Below are 15610 nucleotides of genomic sequence, written 5' to 3'. Positions count from 1 at the left end.
TGATTAAAATCCTTTGAACGGGTTTGGACCAAGGTCTTCGACTTCTTCAACAAAGGCATTGATAATTTCAGGAAGCTTGTCATATTCGTCAATGGCAACTTCTGCAAAAGCAACCCGTTCTTCTTCAAGAGCAAGGCTTGAAAGCGCATCACCGATTTTCTTTACACGAACTTCTGCAAGTTCAGAACCTTTAACAAAATGGCATTGATAATCATCACCATGTTTGCAACCGATGAGGATAACACCGTCCATGCCTTGGGCAAGGGCATCTTTAATCCAGATGGTGTTCACGGAACCAAGGCATCTGACCGGGATAAACCGAACATTTGGGGAGTAATCAATTTTGTTCATTCCCACCATGTCAAGGGCTGGAAAGGCATCGTTTTCGCAGATTAATGCAAGGAATCTGAAAGGTGGTTCATCATAATCATCTTCCGAAGGAACGCCCACCGCTTTAACCTGGGAGCCGATGGAATCAATTGTGTAGTCGGCAAAAGAGATTATTCTTTCAGGACATGCACCCATGCAGGTTCCACATCTTCTGCAGCGTGTTGGATTGGCTTTTGGCGTTCCTTTTTCATCATCATCCAGAGCACCAAAGGGACATTCAACTGTGCAGCGTTTACATTGTGTGCATCTTTGGAAGAAAAAGTCCGGATAGGTAATATCACCTGATCTAGGATGAACAGCCATGCCCCTGTTGGCACTTTCAATACACTGGATGGCTTTAAGGGCGGCTCCTGTTGCATCTTCAATGGATTCTTCAATGGTCATGGAGCGTCTGACAGCCCCTGCTGCATAGATACCGGTCCTCTGGGTTTCATAGGGGAAGCAGATGTAGTTGGAGTCTGCATATTGTCCAAAAATATCATTATCTCTGAACCCAGGACCTTGCCTGTAAGCAAGGTTAATAATCGGATCATCTTTTGTCACTGGAACCATACCACCTGCAACAACAACCATGTCCGCTTTAATGGCCAGATTTTCACCTAAAAGTGTGTTGGTGGCAGTGACCGCGAGATTATTCCCCTGTTGGATAACTTCCGTGACAGCGCCTTTGGTCATGAAAACACCGTCTTCCTGCTGCATGCTTTTATAAAAGTATTCCTGAAGGCCAGGGGTTCTCATGTGCTGATAAATAATATAGGCCTTGCCGTCAGAATAATCATCTCTGACGTATCTGGCCTGTTTTAAGGCAACCTGGCTGGTAACAGAGCCGGTATATTCAAAGTCGGCATCATCTTCCTCTTTGCCAGGAGACTGGATAAATACAACATTTTTTGCTTCTTTTCCATCGGAAGGTTTAATGATTTTTCCTTTGGCAGCAATTTTTTCAAACTCATCATTGGTCACAACATCGGGAAGATCAAGACCAAGATGAGCATATGCTTCGCCTTCCAGGACGGCAGGCCGCCAGCCGGCAGCCAGAACAACAGCACCGTAAAGCTCTCCGTTAGGATCCAACTGAAGAATATCTTCTCTGCCTTCATTATATTCAAGATATTTTGCATGCTGAGCTTCTGCGTCCAGCTCTTTGCCGTTTTCATCCACGAGCATTTCTTCTGGAAGCGGGAAGGGAACGTCAAAGGGAATTTTTTCACCAGGTTTTTTGAATGTAACCGTGAATTCACCCGGCTGTCCTGCGATACGGGCAACTTGAGTTGAAGTTTTGACGTCAATATTGGAAAAGCTTTCAACTTCTGCAATCAGTTCATTGACAACCGGTGCCCTTAACTCTTCAAAAGGCTCTGAAACCGGCATCTGGCTTCTCATATTGGCGGCATATCCGCCCAGTTTGTCCGTTTTTTCAACAATTGTAACGTCATAACCGGTTTTAGCCGCATCCAGGGCTGCCGACATACCGGTTACACCGCCACCCAGAACAAGGATTTTTTTTGAGAAACTTTCTGTCTGGTAAGCTTCCGGCAGATTGACTTTTTCAACTCTGATCATTCCCATTTTGATATAATCTTCAGCTTTCATCTGAACGGGGTCAAAGTGTTCTTCATCGTCTTTCTGATCTTCGGTCAGCATGGGATAAGTTTCTCTTGAGTGGGGCCATACAACACCTTCTCTCAAGTTTGTTCTTTCAACAATGCAACCGTCAAAATTGAAAACATCAAAGTTGACACGTCTGGAGCAGGCACCAATTACCATGGCGTTCACTTTTCCGTCATCAACATCTTTTTGAATTACAGCCACACCTTCTTTACTGCAAAGAAAAGGATGAGTGGTACAATTAACACCTTCTTCATCAGGAACATCTACCAGAGCTTCCATGTCGAGGGTATCACCGATTCCACAGCCAGTGCAGATATATACTCCGTATTTTTTATCCATGATTATCCTCTACCTCCTTACAAGGGTCTGAATGGCTTTAAGCGCCATACCTGTTGCATTCTGGTTTGATGTCACAACATCAGCAGGCTTGTTGGCACAACCGGCCGCAAACATTCCGCCTTTTTTGAAGTCGTTTACAATAAAACCGTCAGGGTTGTAGCTCAAGTCTGCATTGGGTTTGTCAATGGCACTCGTCGGCTGCATACCGGTTGCAAGTACGAGCATATCCACGGTCTGTCTGAGTTTTTCACCGGAGATGGTATCTTCGGCAACAAGATTTATATTGCCGGAACCTGCCTCTTCGGAAACTTCTGCAACTTTTCCTTTTACAAAGAAAATATTTTCATCTTTTTTGAGGTTTGCATAGAAATTTTCATATTTTCTGCCCGGTGTTCTCAAGTCAATATAATAGATGTAGATTTTAGCATCCGGATATTGTGCTCTCAGATATGTAGCGTGCTTCAATGAAGCCATGCAGCAGATATAAGAACAATAAGGCAGATGATTTTCATCCCTTGAGCCTGCGCATTGTGCAAATGCAATAGTTTCAGGAGCTTTGTCATCAGATGGGCGGACGATTTTGCCTTGTGTCGGACCATTCGAAGATGCCATCCTTTCCAGCATCATATTGGTGACGATGTTCTGGTATCTGCCAAATCCAAGATTGTCGATTTTTGTGGCATCATAAGGTGTCCATCCTGTGTTCCAGACAATGGCACCCACTTTAAGATCCAAAGTTTTTTCTTCCATATCAAAATCGACAGCGTTGTATTTACAGGCTTCTTTGACTTTGTCACGGTCGTCCGTACTCATGGCGGGGTCCATAACATACTGCATGGGGAATGCCATGTTGTGGGGCAGGTAGGCTGCTTTTTTGCGGTCCATGCCAAAATTGAAATCATTTGAGATTTCAGTATCACACACTTTTGCGCATTCGCCGCAGGCAGTACAGTTTTCATTTACAAAACGAGGTGATGTTTTTACTGTGACTGTGTAGTCACCGGCAGCGCCTGTTACATTCTGTACCTCTGACAGGGTGAATACTTTAATGTTTTTGTTGTCCTTGAGTCTTCTGTAGTTAATCTCAAGTCCGCAAGTGGGCGGGCAAAGTTTGGGGAAATAGTGTTTTAATTGGGATACTCTTCCGCCAAGGGATGCTTCCTTTTCCACAAGGAAGACCTCATACCCCACTTCGGCAGCTTCAAGGGCAGTTGTAAGGCCGCTGATTCCGCCACCAACCACCATAATGCTTCCACTAACCGGGGCTGAATTATCTGTTGTCATGCTGTCCCTCCGTGCATTCGGGTTATATTATTTTGGGTTACTATGGTATTTATGCCAAATCTTAATGCGTTTGCCTTAAGATTTAAAAGTTTTTTGGCATCCTCTCTCCTATTTTACAGACACAAAAATCGTTTTTTTGTGTCTGCAAAAGAGGAGACAGGAAGAAGGCCAAAAACCGTCATAATCTTAAAAACCCCCAGGCACTAGTAAAGCAGCACCTGGAGGTTATTATTCTAAGAACGTACTTTAAGATTTATTTTTAAGCACTAGTCTGAAATAATCTTAACATACGGTACTTTTTTCAGAGACCATTCATTGGTTTCTTTGTTGTATGATGAGTTGGTAAAGCAGAACCATTCTTCATCATTTTGACCCATGAAGTCACCTCTGTAGTAGAAACCAGGGTATCTTGATTCTTCACGGAACTGGATGTGACGGGTATGAGCCTCAACTGTGTAGAGGCGATGGTTAATTTCCCATGCTCTCATAAGTTCATGAAGGTCACCGGCAGCAATTTTTTCAAGATCTTCACGGAACATTTGAAAGTTCTCCATGAGGATTTCAAGAGCTTTTCCACCAGTCATGTAGTAAGTAGCTGTACCACCACCATACTCATTGGTCATCTTCATCAGACGCATTGCCATACCGGCCGGTTTGCAATAGTTCGGGTTAACTGTTTCATCTGTTGTATATGTGCAATTGTCAAGATAAGTTCTGACAGGTTTGTAAACCATATCAACCAGTTCCTGATCAGTTTCTTTGAAACTTACAGCATCAGGATTGTCTCTGAGGTATCTGACCATTTCTTTTGCACAAATACGGCCTTCAGCATGAGAACCGGAGGAGAATTTATGACCGGAACAACCAACACCGTCACCAGCTGTAAACAAACCTTTGACGGTCGTCATTCTGTTGTAACCCCATTTGTAATCATCAGGAACCCAGTCTTCGTTAGGACCTGAACACCAGATACCGCAGCAACCTGAATGAGAACCTAAGAGATACGGTTCGGTAGGCATGATTTCAGAGTCTTTTTTCTCAGGCTCAGTATTTGTTGCGCACCAGAGACCTGCCTGACCAACTGACATGTCAAGGAAATCTTCCCAAGCTTCTGACTCAAGATGTTTGAGTTCTTTTTTGCTCATGGTCTCGCCAAGTTTGGCAAGTGCATCAGAAGTTTTCATGATGATTGGGCCACGGCCTTCTTTGTATTCTGTCATCATGAGATGGTTTCTCAGGCAAGTTGGTGTAACAGCAGCAGTTCCATAAGGAGCATATTTTTCAAGTTCTGCTTTAGCATGGTCGGAAGCAGCATAGTTCTCACCAAGACCATTAACAGTCTGAGCTTTAAAAAGAAGGAACCAAGCACCAACAGGGCCGTAACCATCTTTAAAACGGGCAGGGGTGAAACGGTTTTCCATCATGGAAAGTTCAGCACCTGCTCTAACAGCCATTGTATAAGTGGAACCTGCATTCCAGACAGGATACCAGGCACGACCTTTACCCTCACCAACTGAACGTGGCTGGTAAACGTTAACAGCACCACCACAAGCTACCATGATAGTTTTGGCACTGATGATATAAACCTTATTTTCACGTACGGAAAAACCAACCGCACCAGCTATTTTTGTAGGATCATCTTTGTCATTGAGCAGTTCAACAATGAAACATCTTTCAATGATGTTCTCTTCGCCAAGGGCTTTTTTACCGGCTTCAGCAACGATTCTTTTGTAAGATTCACCATTGATCATGATCTGCCATTTACCAGTACGAACCGGAGTGGCTCCGCTTTTAAGGGAACCGGATTTCAGACCTTTTTTTCCGTCAAGGTTTTTTCCATCATCGGTTTTTTTCCAAACAGGGAGTCCCCATTCTTCGAAAAGATGTACGGAATCATCAACATGACGACCAAGGTCAAAGATCAAATCTTCACGTACAATACCCATAAGGTCGTTTCTGACCATACGAACGTAATCTTCTGGTTTGTTTTCGCCAATATATGTATTGATAGCAGAAAGACCCTGGGCTACTGCGCCTGATCTTTCAAGGGCTGCTTTGTCACAAAGAAGAATTTTTGTGTCGTCGCTTGCCCATTTTTTAATTTCAAATGCTGTTCCGCAAGCAGCCATACCGCCGCCAACGATCAGAACATCAACATCTCTTTTCTCAACCTCTGGGTCTCTTACAGCTTTAAGTTCTCCAATAGGCTTATTAGGTAATGCCATTATATACCTCCAAAATTATATATAAAGTATCAAATTAAATGGATGACAGTAAAAAAATTATGCCAGCTCAGTTGGAGCTACAAGTACATAACCGTCTGCTTCCTGTGTAGAAAGAAGTCCACTGTCAAGATCTTTACCTTTAAGGTCAGCATAATCATTTGCTTCACCTTCGGGAGTAGTTCTGATTGGGAACTTAAAGCGTTTTACAACGCCGTTTCTGAATTTACATGTCCACATAACATCTTCAGTTCCCATCATAGGAACAGTAGAACCTCCCATGGGTACAAAGTCAGAATATCCTCTGACTTCTATTGCCTGGGAAGGACAGATTTTTACACATGAAAAGCATTCCCAGCACTGATCGGGTTCCTGGTTATATGCTTTCATTTCATTAGGATCAAGAACCATCAGGTCATTGGGACAGATGTACATGCATGCTGTTTTGTCCCCACCTTTGCAGCCGTCACATTTTTCTGCAATTACAAAAGATGGCATTTAAAATACCTCCATAATTTAAGTTAATCAAAACGCACAATAACGTTGTGCTACTAAATTTTATTTCAATAAAACAGGCCATATTTCTTAACTTGTCGGGCCTGGTCATTCCTTAAGCCAGCTTAAGAACCAGAAGAAGTATAAACACATACTGATCCAAGCTTTGCATAAATGTTATCGAAATAGCACTCTCTCGGTCTTTTTGTCAAGAAATTTTCAAAAAAGATTTGTTCAATTTTTTGATTGTTTTTGTTTGTTCATATGATAACAATATGTACTAAGTCTTGTCGTGGTATCACACAATATATAGTGTTGGGTTTTGAGTAAAAAGAAACTGGAAATATAAAAAAAATCCTGATAATTTAGATGGCGTATAAATCTACATTTTACAGACAAAAGGAAATAAAAATGGCAGAAGATATGATACCGATAAGCCTTCAAAATTTAATGGAGTTTGATTGTGATTTTACAAACGAGTGCTTTAATGACTGTTGCCGTGATCTGAATCAGGCATTGACACCCTATGATATTTTACGGCTGAAAAATAATCTTGGAATCTCCTCGCAAGATTTTTTAAAGACCTATGCCGCTCTTCATTATGGGCCTGAATCAGGTTTGCCGGTAATTGAATTTAAACCCAACCCGGACGCAGGGTATGAATGCCCTTTTGTCACACCTGAAGGATGTTCTGTTTATGTTGACAGGCCTGCATCATGCCGCATGTACCCTTTGGCGAGGGCTATTGCACGGTCAAGGGAAACAGGATTGATTACACAATACTTTGCTTTGATTGAAGAGCCGCATTGCAAAGGGTTTGGCAGACAGACCGGTAAGACGGTTGAACAATGGTTGAAAGGTCAGGAAGTTGACAAACACAACAAAGAAAATGACAAGCTCATGGAATTGATCAGTCTGAAAAACAGGATTATTCCAGGCAAGCTTGAGGGGGCTCAATCCGATAAATTTTACCTGGCCTTATATGATCTGGATGAGTTCCGCAAAGAGATCATTGAAAAAGATCTTTTGGCACAATTCAATATTCCAGAGGATGTTTTAAAAAAAATAAAGGCCGATGATGAGGCGTTGCTGGATTTTGGCATCAAATGGGTGAAAACAATGCTTTTTGGCATTGAGATGGCATTTGGAGAATAAATTTTAATGCAGATTAAAGGAAAAGTTGCCCTTGTTCTTGGGGCGGTTAAGGGTATTGGAAAGGGTATTGGGCTTGCCCTTGCAAAGCAGGGGGCGGCATTGGTATTGACTCGGCATGACTGGGAAGACGAATTTGAGAGTATGGAGAATGATTTTTTATCATCGAACTCGGAGCATTTGATCATTACGACTGATTTGAGAAGTGTTAAGGATATAAAAAGACTGGCATCCCATATCAAGGAAAAATATGGTCGTCTGGATATCCTTGTTAATAATATAGAGAGAGGTGGATGGCCTGTTGTTCATGGTGAATACACCGAAGATCAATGGGATCTTGAAATTGAAACCACACTTAAGGCAAAACGGTGGGTATTTGAGTCTGTTTTTGATCTTTTGAAAAATGCAAAAGAGGCGGTGGTTATTAATATATCTTCTATCGCAGGTATGGTGGGGCGCTCCGGTCCTGCTGCACTGGTTTTTAATGACGGGTATGCTGCTGCCAATAAAGGGATTTCTTCTTTTACTGAAACCTGGGCTCGCCTGGGTGCGCCTAATATTCGGGTAAATGAAATTATGCTGGGAGTCTTTGATACGCGGCATGCCCGAGGCACCCGAGGATGGCAAGAGGTTCTTACAACTGATGAAAAGCGGTCTTTAATTGATCACATCCTGTTGAATCGAACAGGATGTGTTGAGGATGTCGTAAAGGCCTGTCTGTTTATTATCAAAGACGCCCCTTATATGACCGGAAGCATCTTGAGGCTTGATGGCGGATATGTGCTTGCCGGGGAAAAAATACCTCCGATGCCCAAGGGAATTGTTTGATTTATTATGCCGAGAGAATAAAACTTATTGTTTGAGTAATATTTGAGCGACGGTCTCTTTTATTTTGCCTGTTTTGTTTAAGTTCCTGCGAAACACTATCTCAATTTGGGCCATTTGCTGATAAAAAGGGGTTCTGTCAAATTTTATGTAGGGTTTGTCATCAAACACCCCTGCGCTGCAACCGGTGCTGATGAGGGTTTTAAAGCCGGGCCTGTTTAATTCATGGGGCAGACCGTGAAGTCTGCAAATCATTGGTCTGTAAGGGTATAGAAGGCAGTGGCCGTCTTCATTTGCCGGGCACATGATTTTCAGGCTTTTAATCTCAGAGTTTTGATGGAAAGTTTTTTTGCAATAGTTTTTTGCACGGCTTAAAATATTTCTTTTATTGTTTTGGCTCAGTTGATTAAATCCATGTCGTAAATAGGCCTGTTCTATATAAGTATGGTGGAAAAATAAAGATTTACAACAATTATCCTTACAGCCGTTGCATTCAAAATGATATTCGGCAGCAATGTTGTTCCAGGTTTTATCCATGGCATTATAGAGGGCTGCAAGGGAGCTAAAAGATGGTTTTGTCATGGTTTGTCAATCAGACTAAGGGTTTAGGGAAAAAAACTTTGGTATACAGGTTCATGGCATAGCGGTCGGTCATGCTGGCTATCACATCACATACAGATCTTTTAAGGGGATTTTTTGAAGAATCCCATGGGGCCATTTCCATTTTTTCCAGCTCTTTTTGCAGTGCGTCAGGACTATTTAAAAAATAATTATAAAGATCAATAATAACCTTTTTAGCCTTTATAAATTCATTGTGAACTGCAGGTGATCTATATACTTTTTCATATAAAAATTTGCGTAATATTGTCATGGCATGAAAGGTGTCTTTGCCCATATCAAGGATTAATTTGTCATTTTTCGGGCCACTGTTGTAAACCAATTGCTCAATCATAATACTGGCTCTCTGGGAATGTGTTTTGCCCAGTTTTTTTATACAGATGTCGGGAATATCTGTTGAAGAGATGACTTTACCTCTTAAGGCGTCATCCAGGTCATGGTTTAAATAAGCAATTATATCCGCTATCCGGACAATTCTTCCTTCGATTGTAATGGCTGTCTCACCGGGGGTTGTTGGAATGATATTGCCAAACCCTTTGGAATGTTTGAGGATGCCGTCCCTGACTTCTCTGGTCAGGTTGAGGCCTTTTCCTCTATTTTCAAGAGAATCCACCACTCTTAAGCTTTGATCCGAGTGTGAAAAATGAGAAGAATAGACCTCGATTAAGGCGGTTTCTCCACCATGACCAAATGGTGTGTGCCCTATGTCATGACCCAGAGCAATTGCTTCGGCAAGATCTTCATTAAGGCGCATGGCACGAGCAATATTTCTTGAAATTTCAGATACTTCAAGCGTATGAGTTAGTCGGGTTCTATAATGATCACCCAAAGGAGAAAGGAAAACCTGTGTTTTGTGTTTCAATCGCCTGAAAGAATTTGAATAGACGATTCTGTCCCTGTCAAGCTGGAAAGGTGTTCTGATATTGCAGGTGGTTGCTTCCTGGTTTCGTCTTTTTGCATTGGTACTCAGAGTCCCATATTCGGAAAGAAAGCTTTTTTCCCTGATTTGAAATCGTTCCCTGATAGTAAGATTTTCAGTCAGCTGATTATCCGGGGAATTTTTTTTTATATATGTTTTCTTTTTTGCTTCCATAAAATACTATTGAATATTTATTGAAATCTAATACAATACAGGTTTAATTGAAAAAAGCAAGTTGAATACAACACTTGAAGTCTACTTGCTCATATGGAATCTGTTTTGTAAAGGTTTATTCAGCTGAGAGGGGATTGTTTAAATTGGAGTACGAACATTACATGGGGTTGGCATTGGAACAAGCCCAAATGGCATTTGACAGGGGTGAGTTCCCGGTTGGGTGTGTTATTGTGCAGGATGAAAAAGTGATAGCAATCGGTTCAAGGCAGGGGACAACTTTGGATCGGGCATTTTTCAGTGAGATAGACCATGCTGAAATAAGAGCATTGAAAAAGCTTGAAAACATTGGCACTCAATTTGACCCTGAACGATCCATTCTTTTTTGTACCATGGAACCCTGCCTGATGTGCTTTGGTGCCATTATCCTGTCCGGTATAAAAAAAATTGTATACGCTTATGAAGATCCCATGGGGGGCGGGACAACCTGTGATTTAAAAAAACTGCCGCCCTTGTATAAAAAGTGCGGCATTGATATTGTCTCTGGGGTATTGCGCGAAAAAAGTCTTGATCTTTTTTCTAATTTTTTTAATAAAGAGACTAATTTATATTGGAAGAACAGTTATTTGGAAACATATACCTTTGAGCAGAAAAAAGAAGAATTGTTAAAATAAATAAGGCTTGTATTTTTTGAGGCAAACTATTATAATAGCAAGGTTATACTTGTTGTATTGTAGATAATTTAGAGTCGTGTAAACGCAGGAGGTGTAGAATATCTAAGCGAGGAAGGCAGGATCAGACATGTGTGAATAAGGGGATCCGGGCTAGTCAGGTTCGTGTTATAGGCGCTGATGGCACCCAGATAGGGATTATACCTATTGAAGAGGCCTTAAGGGTTGCGGGTGAAGATTCTCTTGATTTGGTTGAGGTTTCACCGGATGCAAAACCGCCCGTCTGCAAAATAATGGATTTTGGAAAATTTAAGTATGAGCAGACTAAAAAAAAGCAGGAGGCTAAACGCAAACAGAAAAGTACTCAGATTAAGGAAATAAAAGTACGGCCGAAAACAAATGACCATGATCTTGAAACCAAGGTTAAGCATATTGAGAAGTTTATCAGTAAAAATGATAAAGTTAAAATTACGCTGGTTTTCAGAGGCAGGGAATTTATGCTTAAAGAACAGGCCAATAAGGTTCTGAATAGAATTGTCGCCCTGACTGATACGTTCGCGCAAGTCGAGCAGTATCCAAAGTTTGAAGGCCGTGTCATTACAATGCTTTTGGGACCTAAATAATCTAAATTCCATACAACAATAATAGCAGGATTGCTTAAAAATACATAATAAATGTATGGTGATATATTGTGCTTTTTGCCTGTATATCACCATCTCTTTTTAGAAAATGTAATACAGGAGAAAATAAAATGCCTAAAATTAAGACATGCAGAGCGGCAGCAAAGCGGTTTAAGAAAACAGGGTCAGGGAAATATAAATTTCGAAAATCCCACTCCAGCCATATTTTAACCAAGAAAAGCACTAAAAGAAAAAGGTCTTTCAGGCTGGATCAGATGGTTGATCAGGATAATATGCAGGAAGTCAGGCGTTTATTGCCCAATGGATAGATCATCTTTGATGTATGGATAATATCCGGATTAAAATATTGAAGCATTTGATTTAAAAGAATACGATTAAGAATCGAGGAGTTTGACAAAATGAGAGTCAAAAGAGGATTTAAAGCCAGAAGACGCAGAAATAAAGTACTTAAACTTGCAAAAGGGTTTAGGGGCGGAAGAAGTAAGTTATACCGCACAGCAGCGGATGCCGTTGATAAGGCGTTGATGTATGCGTACAGGGATAGAAGGGTTCGCAAAAGAGAATTTAGAAAACTTTGGATAGTTCGAATTAATGCGGCGGCCAGGATCAATGATCTGTCATACAGCAAGTTTATAAATGGTCTTAAATTGGTAGGCAGTGAGTTGGATCGTAAGGTATTGGCTGATCTTGCAATTTCTGATCCGGCGGGTTTTTCTCAATTGGCCTCACAGGCCAGTGCTCAGTTTAATTAGACCAGTTTAATTAGATTAGACTATTTGTGGGGGTGTTTTGCAAAACAATATTATTGATATTGAGAAAGAAGCCTTTGAAAGTATAGAGCAGGCAGGTGATCCTGATCAGCTTGAGCAGCTTTCCATTAAATATCTTGGCAGAAAGGGTGTACTCACTAAATTTTTAAGGAACATTTCTTCGCTTCCTGATGATGAACGTCCCAGTGCCGGTAAAAATGCTAATATTCTTAAAGGAAAGCTTGAGGCTGCATTTAAGGAAGCTCTTTCAAGGCTTGAGGCAGTTGATGCTGCGGGGTGGACAGGTATTGATGTGACTCTGCCGGGGCGACCGGCTCAACGGGGTTCTTTTCATCCGATCACTCAGGTGGCCAAAGAGATTAGTGATATTTTTTTAAGACTTGGGTTTGATATTGCAGAAAGTCCGGAAGTTGAAACGGATTACTATAATTTTGAGGCCTTAAATATCCCTAAATATCATCCTGCCAGAGATATGCAGGACACATTTTATGTGTCGGAAAATATTGTCTTGAGAACACACACTTCTCCGTCACAGCCGCGCGTAATGGAAAGTACCCAGCCACCGGTGAGAATTATTTCACCTGGAAAGGTGTTTAGATGTGATTCGGATATCACTCATACACCTATGTTTTATCAGATCGAAGGTCTTATGGTGGATAAAAATATTTCTTTTGGGGATTTAAAAGGGATTTTGACCACCTTTGTTCATCAATTTTTTGACAAAGAAACCTCTTTAAGGTTCAGACCCAGTTTTTTCCCGTTTACCGAACCAAGTGCTGAAGTGGATATCCGTTGTGTCATGTGCAAGGGAGAGGGTTGCCGAATTTGTTCAAAAACAGGTTGGCTTGAAGTGCTGGGTTCCGGAATGGTTCATCCGGCTGTCTTTGAAAATGTCGGGTATGATACGGACAAGTATACCGGGTTTGCTTTCGGCATTGGCATTGAGCGTATGGCCATGCTCAAATATGGTATTGATGATATAAGAAAATTTTATGAAAACGATATCCGTTTTCTGGGGCAGTTTTAATATGAAAGTCAGTTTAAGCTGGTTAAAAGAGTATATTTCTGTTGACCTTGAGCCTTCCTTGATCTCTGAAAAGCTTACCATGGCTGGTCTTGAGGTTGATTCAGTGGAAGATAGATATGAATACCTTGACCATATTGTTGTAGCTAAGGTTAATGCGGTTGAGAAACATCCTAATGCAGACAAACTGTCTGTCTGCCAGGTTGATGCCGGTGGTGACGAGCTGATTCAAGTTGTCTGTGGTGCCCCCAATGTAAGAGAGGGTATGTTTGTGCCGTGCGCGCTTCCCGGCGCTGTGCTTCCCGGAGATCTGAAAATAAAAAAAGGTAAGCTTAGAGGCGAAGTTTCCCAGGGAATGTTGTGCAGTGCAGCTGAATTGAGGCTTAATTCGGATACATCCGGGATTATGGATCTTGAGGGTGAATTTTTTGCAGGAACGCCTCTTGAAGAAGCCTTGAAATTGTCTGATACAGTATTTGAAATTGATTTAACCCCCAATAGACCGGATTGTCTTGGTGTGATCGGTGTTGCCCGTGAAGTAGGGGCTTTTGTGGAACCAAGGCAAAAGGTGATGCTTCCGGATTATACATTGCCGGCAGATAGGGTTATTAACGAATCCATTCACGATTATGCAAAAGTCCGGATAATTGATTCTGATCTTTGTCCAAGATACTCAGCAGGTCTGTTGTTTGATGTTAAAATTGCACCTTCTCCTTTCTGGTTACAAGAAAGGCTCGAATCCATAGGTCTTGAGCCAATCAATAATGTGGTAGATATTACAAATTTTGTTATGATGGAGACTGGTCAGCCCCTTCACGCATTTGATTTTGATGAGGTTTCAAAAGGTGAAATCATTGTTAGAAGGGCGGGAGATGATACTGATTTTGTTACTCTTGACAGCAAAAGTCATAAGCTTGAATCTGATATGCTTATGATTTGTGATGGGCAAAGAGCAGTGGCGCTTGCCGGGGTAATGGGAGGTGAAAATTCCGAGATTTCAGATTCTACGACCCGGGTGCTTGTGGAAAGCGCATATTTTAATCCTGTTTCCATAAGAAAAACTGCAAAGAAAACCGGTATTGCCACTGATGCATCTCATCGATTTGAGCGTGGAATTGATCCTGAGGGAACTGTTAATGCATTAAACAGGGCGGTTTCCCTGATGGCCCAAATTTGTGATGCTAAAATTGCTAAAGATATTATTGATGAGTATCCGCAAAATTTTGTTCCGCTGGCAATTGACTTGAATACGAACGCCTTGAATATTCGATTGGGAACGGATTTGACCGCAGATGCCATTGGTGAAATTCTGGAGTCAGTGGGATTTGATATCGAAAAGATAGAAGATGTCCGGCTTAAAGTTGGGGTGCCTAGTTTCAGGGTGGATGTTACCCGGCCTGAAGATCTTTCCGAAGAGGTGGCCAGGTTATGGGGTTATAATAATATTGAGACCCGTTTTCCTCTGGTTCCGGCCAAAGGAAAACTGTTGGACCCAAAAGTCATTCTCAGGGAAAAGATCAGGCAGATAATAATCGGATTTTCTTTTTTTGAAGCCATCAACTATAATTTTATCAATGAAAATTTTTGTGACAGGTTGAATTTGTCTGAAGGTGATCGAAGACGGCAGGTTGAAACAATTTTAAACCCGATTTCAGACCAGATGTCTGTTTTGAGAAGTTCTATGATTCCAGGGCTTTTTGAGACAATGAAAAAAAATATTTCTCAGCAGACAGTTACGTTAAAGGTTTTTGAGATCGGCAAGGTTTTTTATGCCACACAAAAAGGATTGTTGCCTGAAGAGCAAGAAATGATAGCAGGCTTGGTAACAGGCAACCGAACTGATCAAACCTGGCATTCAAAAAAAAGTGAAGTTGATTTTTTTGATTTAAAGGGTGTGGTTGAAGGGTTTCTTGATGCTCTTATGATCAAGGACAGGGTTTTTGAAAAACTTGAAGATAATACCTGTCCGTATTATAAAAAAGGGTATGCAGCTTTTGTCAAGTCGGGCGATAGTATTATTGGTACGCTTGGAAAGATTGATGAAAAAGTTTTAAAAAATTATGGATTGAAGCAGGATGCATTTGTTTTTGATTTCAATTTAAGCGCTATACAGGATCTTCTTCCTGAGGCTGTTATTGCTAAGCCGCTTCCTCGTTTTCCTTCACTTTCAAGGGATATTACCATTATTGTAGACAGTGCTGTGGCTGTTGGGGAGATCCTTAAACAAATTGAGTCCATTGCTGAAAAGCAATCTTTGATTGAAAAAGTATTTCTTTTTGATACTTTTGAAGGTCAGCCGCTATCTGAGGGTAAGAAATCATTGTCTTTCAGGTTGGTTTACAGATCTTCAAACAAAACCCTAAAAGAAAAAAATATTAAAAAGCTGCACACTGATATCTCAAAAACCCTTATTGATCGGTTTGATGCAGATTTGCCGGATTAGTTTTAAAGAGGATAATTATAATTCTTTTAAATTTT

General features: G+C 41.2%; 14 protein-coding genes. 8 read left to right on the top strand and 6 right to left on the bottom strand.

Annotation, left to right across the window (positions count from 1 at the left end; all coding sequences use genetic code 11):
* Nucleotides 1-3: 3 nt before the first annotated feature.
* The 4 genes from BLT94_RS04610 to aprB all read right to left on the bottom strand — a co-directional run bounded on the left by BLT94_RS04610 (nt 4) and on the right by aprB (nt 6344).
* Entirely contained in the window at nt 4-2340 is a 2337-nt protein-coding gene (locus BLT94_RS04610; protein ID WP_092230921.1) for an FAD-dependent oxidoreductase, read from the bottom strand.
* 9 nt (nt 2341-2349) lie between these two features.
* Complete coding sequence (locus BLT94_RS04605; protein ID WP_092230918.1) at nt 2350-3624, bottom strand: CoB--CoM heterodisulfide reductase iron-sulfur subunit A family protein; 1275 nt, start codon at nt 3622-3624, stop codon at nt 2350-2352.
* Between the two features lie 266 nt (nt 3625-3890).
* A complete protein-coding gene (gene aprA, locus BLT94_RS04600) occupies nt 3891-5849 on the bottom strand; it encodes an adenylyl-sulfate reductase subunit alpha (protein WP_014955972.1) in 1959 nt (652 codons plus the stop codon).
* 57 nt (nt 5850-5906) lie between these two features.
* On the bottom strand, nt 5907-6344 hold the full coding sequence (gene aprB, locus BLT94_RS04595) for an adenylyl-sulfate reductase subunit beta (protein WP_014955973.1): 438 nt from the start codon (nt 6342-6344) through the stop codon (nt 5907-5909).
* A gap of 408 nt (nt 6345-6752) precedes the next feature.
* Here aprB and BLT94_RS04590 point away from each other — a divergent pair, with 408 nt between their 5' ends.
* Both BLT94_RS04590 and BLT94_RS04585 read left to right on the top strand, forming a co-directional pair.
* Nucleotides 6753-7496 carry a YkgJ family cysteine cluster protein gene (locus BLT94_RS04590; RefSeq protein ID WP_092230916.1) on the top strand — a complete coding sequence of 248 codons (744 nt, stop codon included), beginning with the start codon at nt 6753-6755 and terminating at the stop codon, nt 7494-7496.
* A gap of 6 nt (nt 7497-7502) precedes the next feature.
* Nucleotides 7503-8321: an SDR family NAD(P)-dependent oxidoreductase gene (locus tag BLT94_RS04585; protein WP_092230914.1), complete on the top strand. Its 819-nt coding sequence runs from the start codon at nt 7503-7505 to the stop codon at nt 8319-8321.
* Between the two features lie 24 nt (nt 8322-8345).
* On the opposite strand, the gene BLT94_RS04580 is transcribed toward BLT94_RS04585, so the two are convergent.
* Together BLT94_RS04580 and BLT94_RS04575 are read right to left on the bottom strand one after the other, a co-directional pair.
* Nucleotides 8346-8900, bottom strand: coding sequence for a hypothetical protein (locus BLT94_RS04580; RefSeq protein ID WP_092230912.1), 555 nt, complete (start codon nt 8898-8900; stop codon nt 8346-8348).
* Between the two features lie 10 nt (nt 8901-8910).
* Nucleotides 8911-10029: a deoxyguanosinetriphosphate triphosphohydrolase gene (locus BLT94_RS04575; protein ID WP_092230909.1), complete on the bottom strand. Its 1119-nt coding sequence runs from the start codon at nt 10027-10029 to the stop codon at nt 8911-8913.
* A 143-nt stretch (nt 10030-10172) separates the two neighbouring features.
* Here BLT94_RS04575 and BLT94_RS04570 point away from each other — a divergent pair, with 143 nt between their 5' ends.
* From BLT94_RS04570 to pheT, 6 genes are all read left to right on the top strand, one after another.
* A complete protein-coding gene (locus tag BLT94_RS04570) occupies nt 10173-10700 on the top strand; it encodes a nucleoside deaminase (protein ID WP_281243343.1) in 528 nt (175 codons plus the stop codon).
* A 98-nt stretch (nt 10701-10798) separates the two neighbouring features.
* On the top strand, nt 10799-11320 hold the full coding sequence (infC, locus tag BLT94_RS04565; protein ID WP_092230902.1) for a translation initiation factor IF-3: 522 nt from the start codon (nt 10799-10801) through the stop codon (nt 11318-11320).
* A gap of 128 nt (nt 11321-11448) precedes the next feature.
* Nucleotides 11449-11646, top strand: a complete 198-nt coding sequence (rpmI, locus tag BLT94_RS04560; RefSeq protein ID WP_092230899.1) for a 50S ribosomal protein L35 — start codon at nt 11449-11451, stop codon at nt 11644-11646.
* Between the two features lie 90 nt (nt 11647-11736).
* The gene (rplT, locus tag BLT94_RS04555; protein ID WP_092230896.1) at nt 11737-12090 is read left to right on the top strand and encodes a 50S ribosomal protein L20; all 354 of its coding nucleotides are present in this window, start codon (nt 11737-11739) and stop codon (nt 12088-12090) included.
* Nucleotides 12091-12127: 37 nt separating this feature from the next.
* A complete protein-coding gene (gene pheS / locus BLT94_RS04550; RefSeq protein WP_092230894.1) occupies nt 12128-13135 on the top strand; it encodes a phenylalanine--tRNA ligase subunit alpha in 1008 nt (335 codons plus the stop codon).
* Nucleotides 13101-15575: a phenylalanine--tRNA ligase subunit beta gene (gene pheT, locus BLT94_RS04545; protein WP_322787261.1), complete on the top strand. Its 2475-nt coding sequence runs from the start codon at nt 13101-13103 to the stop codon at nt 15573-15575. The genes pheS and pheT overlap by 35 nt, the downstream gene beginning before the upstream one ends.
* Nucleotides 15576-15610: the final 35 nt, after the last annotated feature.

It is taken from the genome of Desulfobacula phenolica, from assembly GCF_900105645.1.
Classification (GTDB): domain Bacteria; phylum Desulfobacterota; class Desulfobacteria; order Desulfobacterales; family Desulfobacteraceae; genus Desulfobacula; species Desulfobacula toluolica.
This window is presented reverse-complemented; position numbering and strand designations above follow the sequence as displayed.

Bases quoted from the DNA above. Each gene is read 5' to 3' on its own strand.
- BLT94_RS04610 (WP_092230921.1), bottom strand. From the start codon at position 2,340: ATGGATAAAAAATACGGAGTATATATCTGCACTGGCTGTGGAATCGGT.
- BLT94_RS04605 (WP_092230918.1), bottom strand. From the start codon at position 3,624: ATGACAACAGATAATTCAGCCCCGGTTAGTGGAAGCATTATGGTGGTT.
- aprA (WP_014955972.1), bottom strand. From the start codon at position 5,849: ATGGCATTACCTAATAAGCCTATTGGAGAACTTAAAGCTGTAAGAGAC.
- aprB (WP_014955973.1), bottom strand. From the start codon at position 6,344: ATGCCATCTTTTGTAATTGCAGAAAAATGTGACGGCTGCAAAGGTGGG.
- BLT94_RS04590 (WP_092230916.1), top strand. From the start codon at position 6,753: ATGGCAGAAGATATGATACCGATAAGCCTTCAAAATTTAATGGAGTTT.
- BLT94_RS04585 (WP_092230914.1), top strand. From the start codon at position 7,503: ATGCAGATTAAAGGAAAAGTTGCCCTTGTTCTTGGGGCGGTTAAGGGT.
- BLT94_RS04580 (WP_092230912.1), bottom strand. From the start codon at position 8,900: ATGACAAAACCATCTTTTAGCTCCCTTGCAGCCCTCTATAATGCCATG.
- BLT94_RS04575 (WP_092230909.1), bottom strand. From the start codon at position 10,029: ATGGAAGCAAAAAAGAAAACATATATAAAAAAAAATTCCCCGGATAAT.
- rpmI (WP_092230899.1), top strand. From the start codon at position 11,449: ATGCCTAAAATTAAGACATGCAGAGCGGCAGCAAAGCGGTTTAAGAAA.
- rplT (WP_092230896.1), top strand. From the start codon at position 11,737: ATGAGAGTCAAAAGAGGATTTAAAGCCAGAAGACGCAGAAATAAAGTA.
- pheT (WP_322787261.1), top strand. From the start codon at position 13,101: ATGAAAACGATATCCGTTTTCTGGGGCAGTTTTAATATGAAAGTCAGT.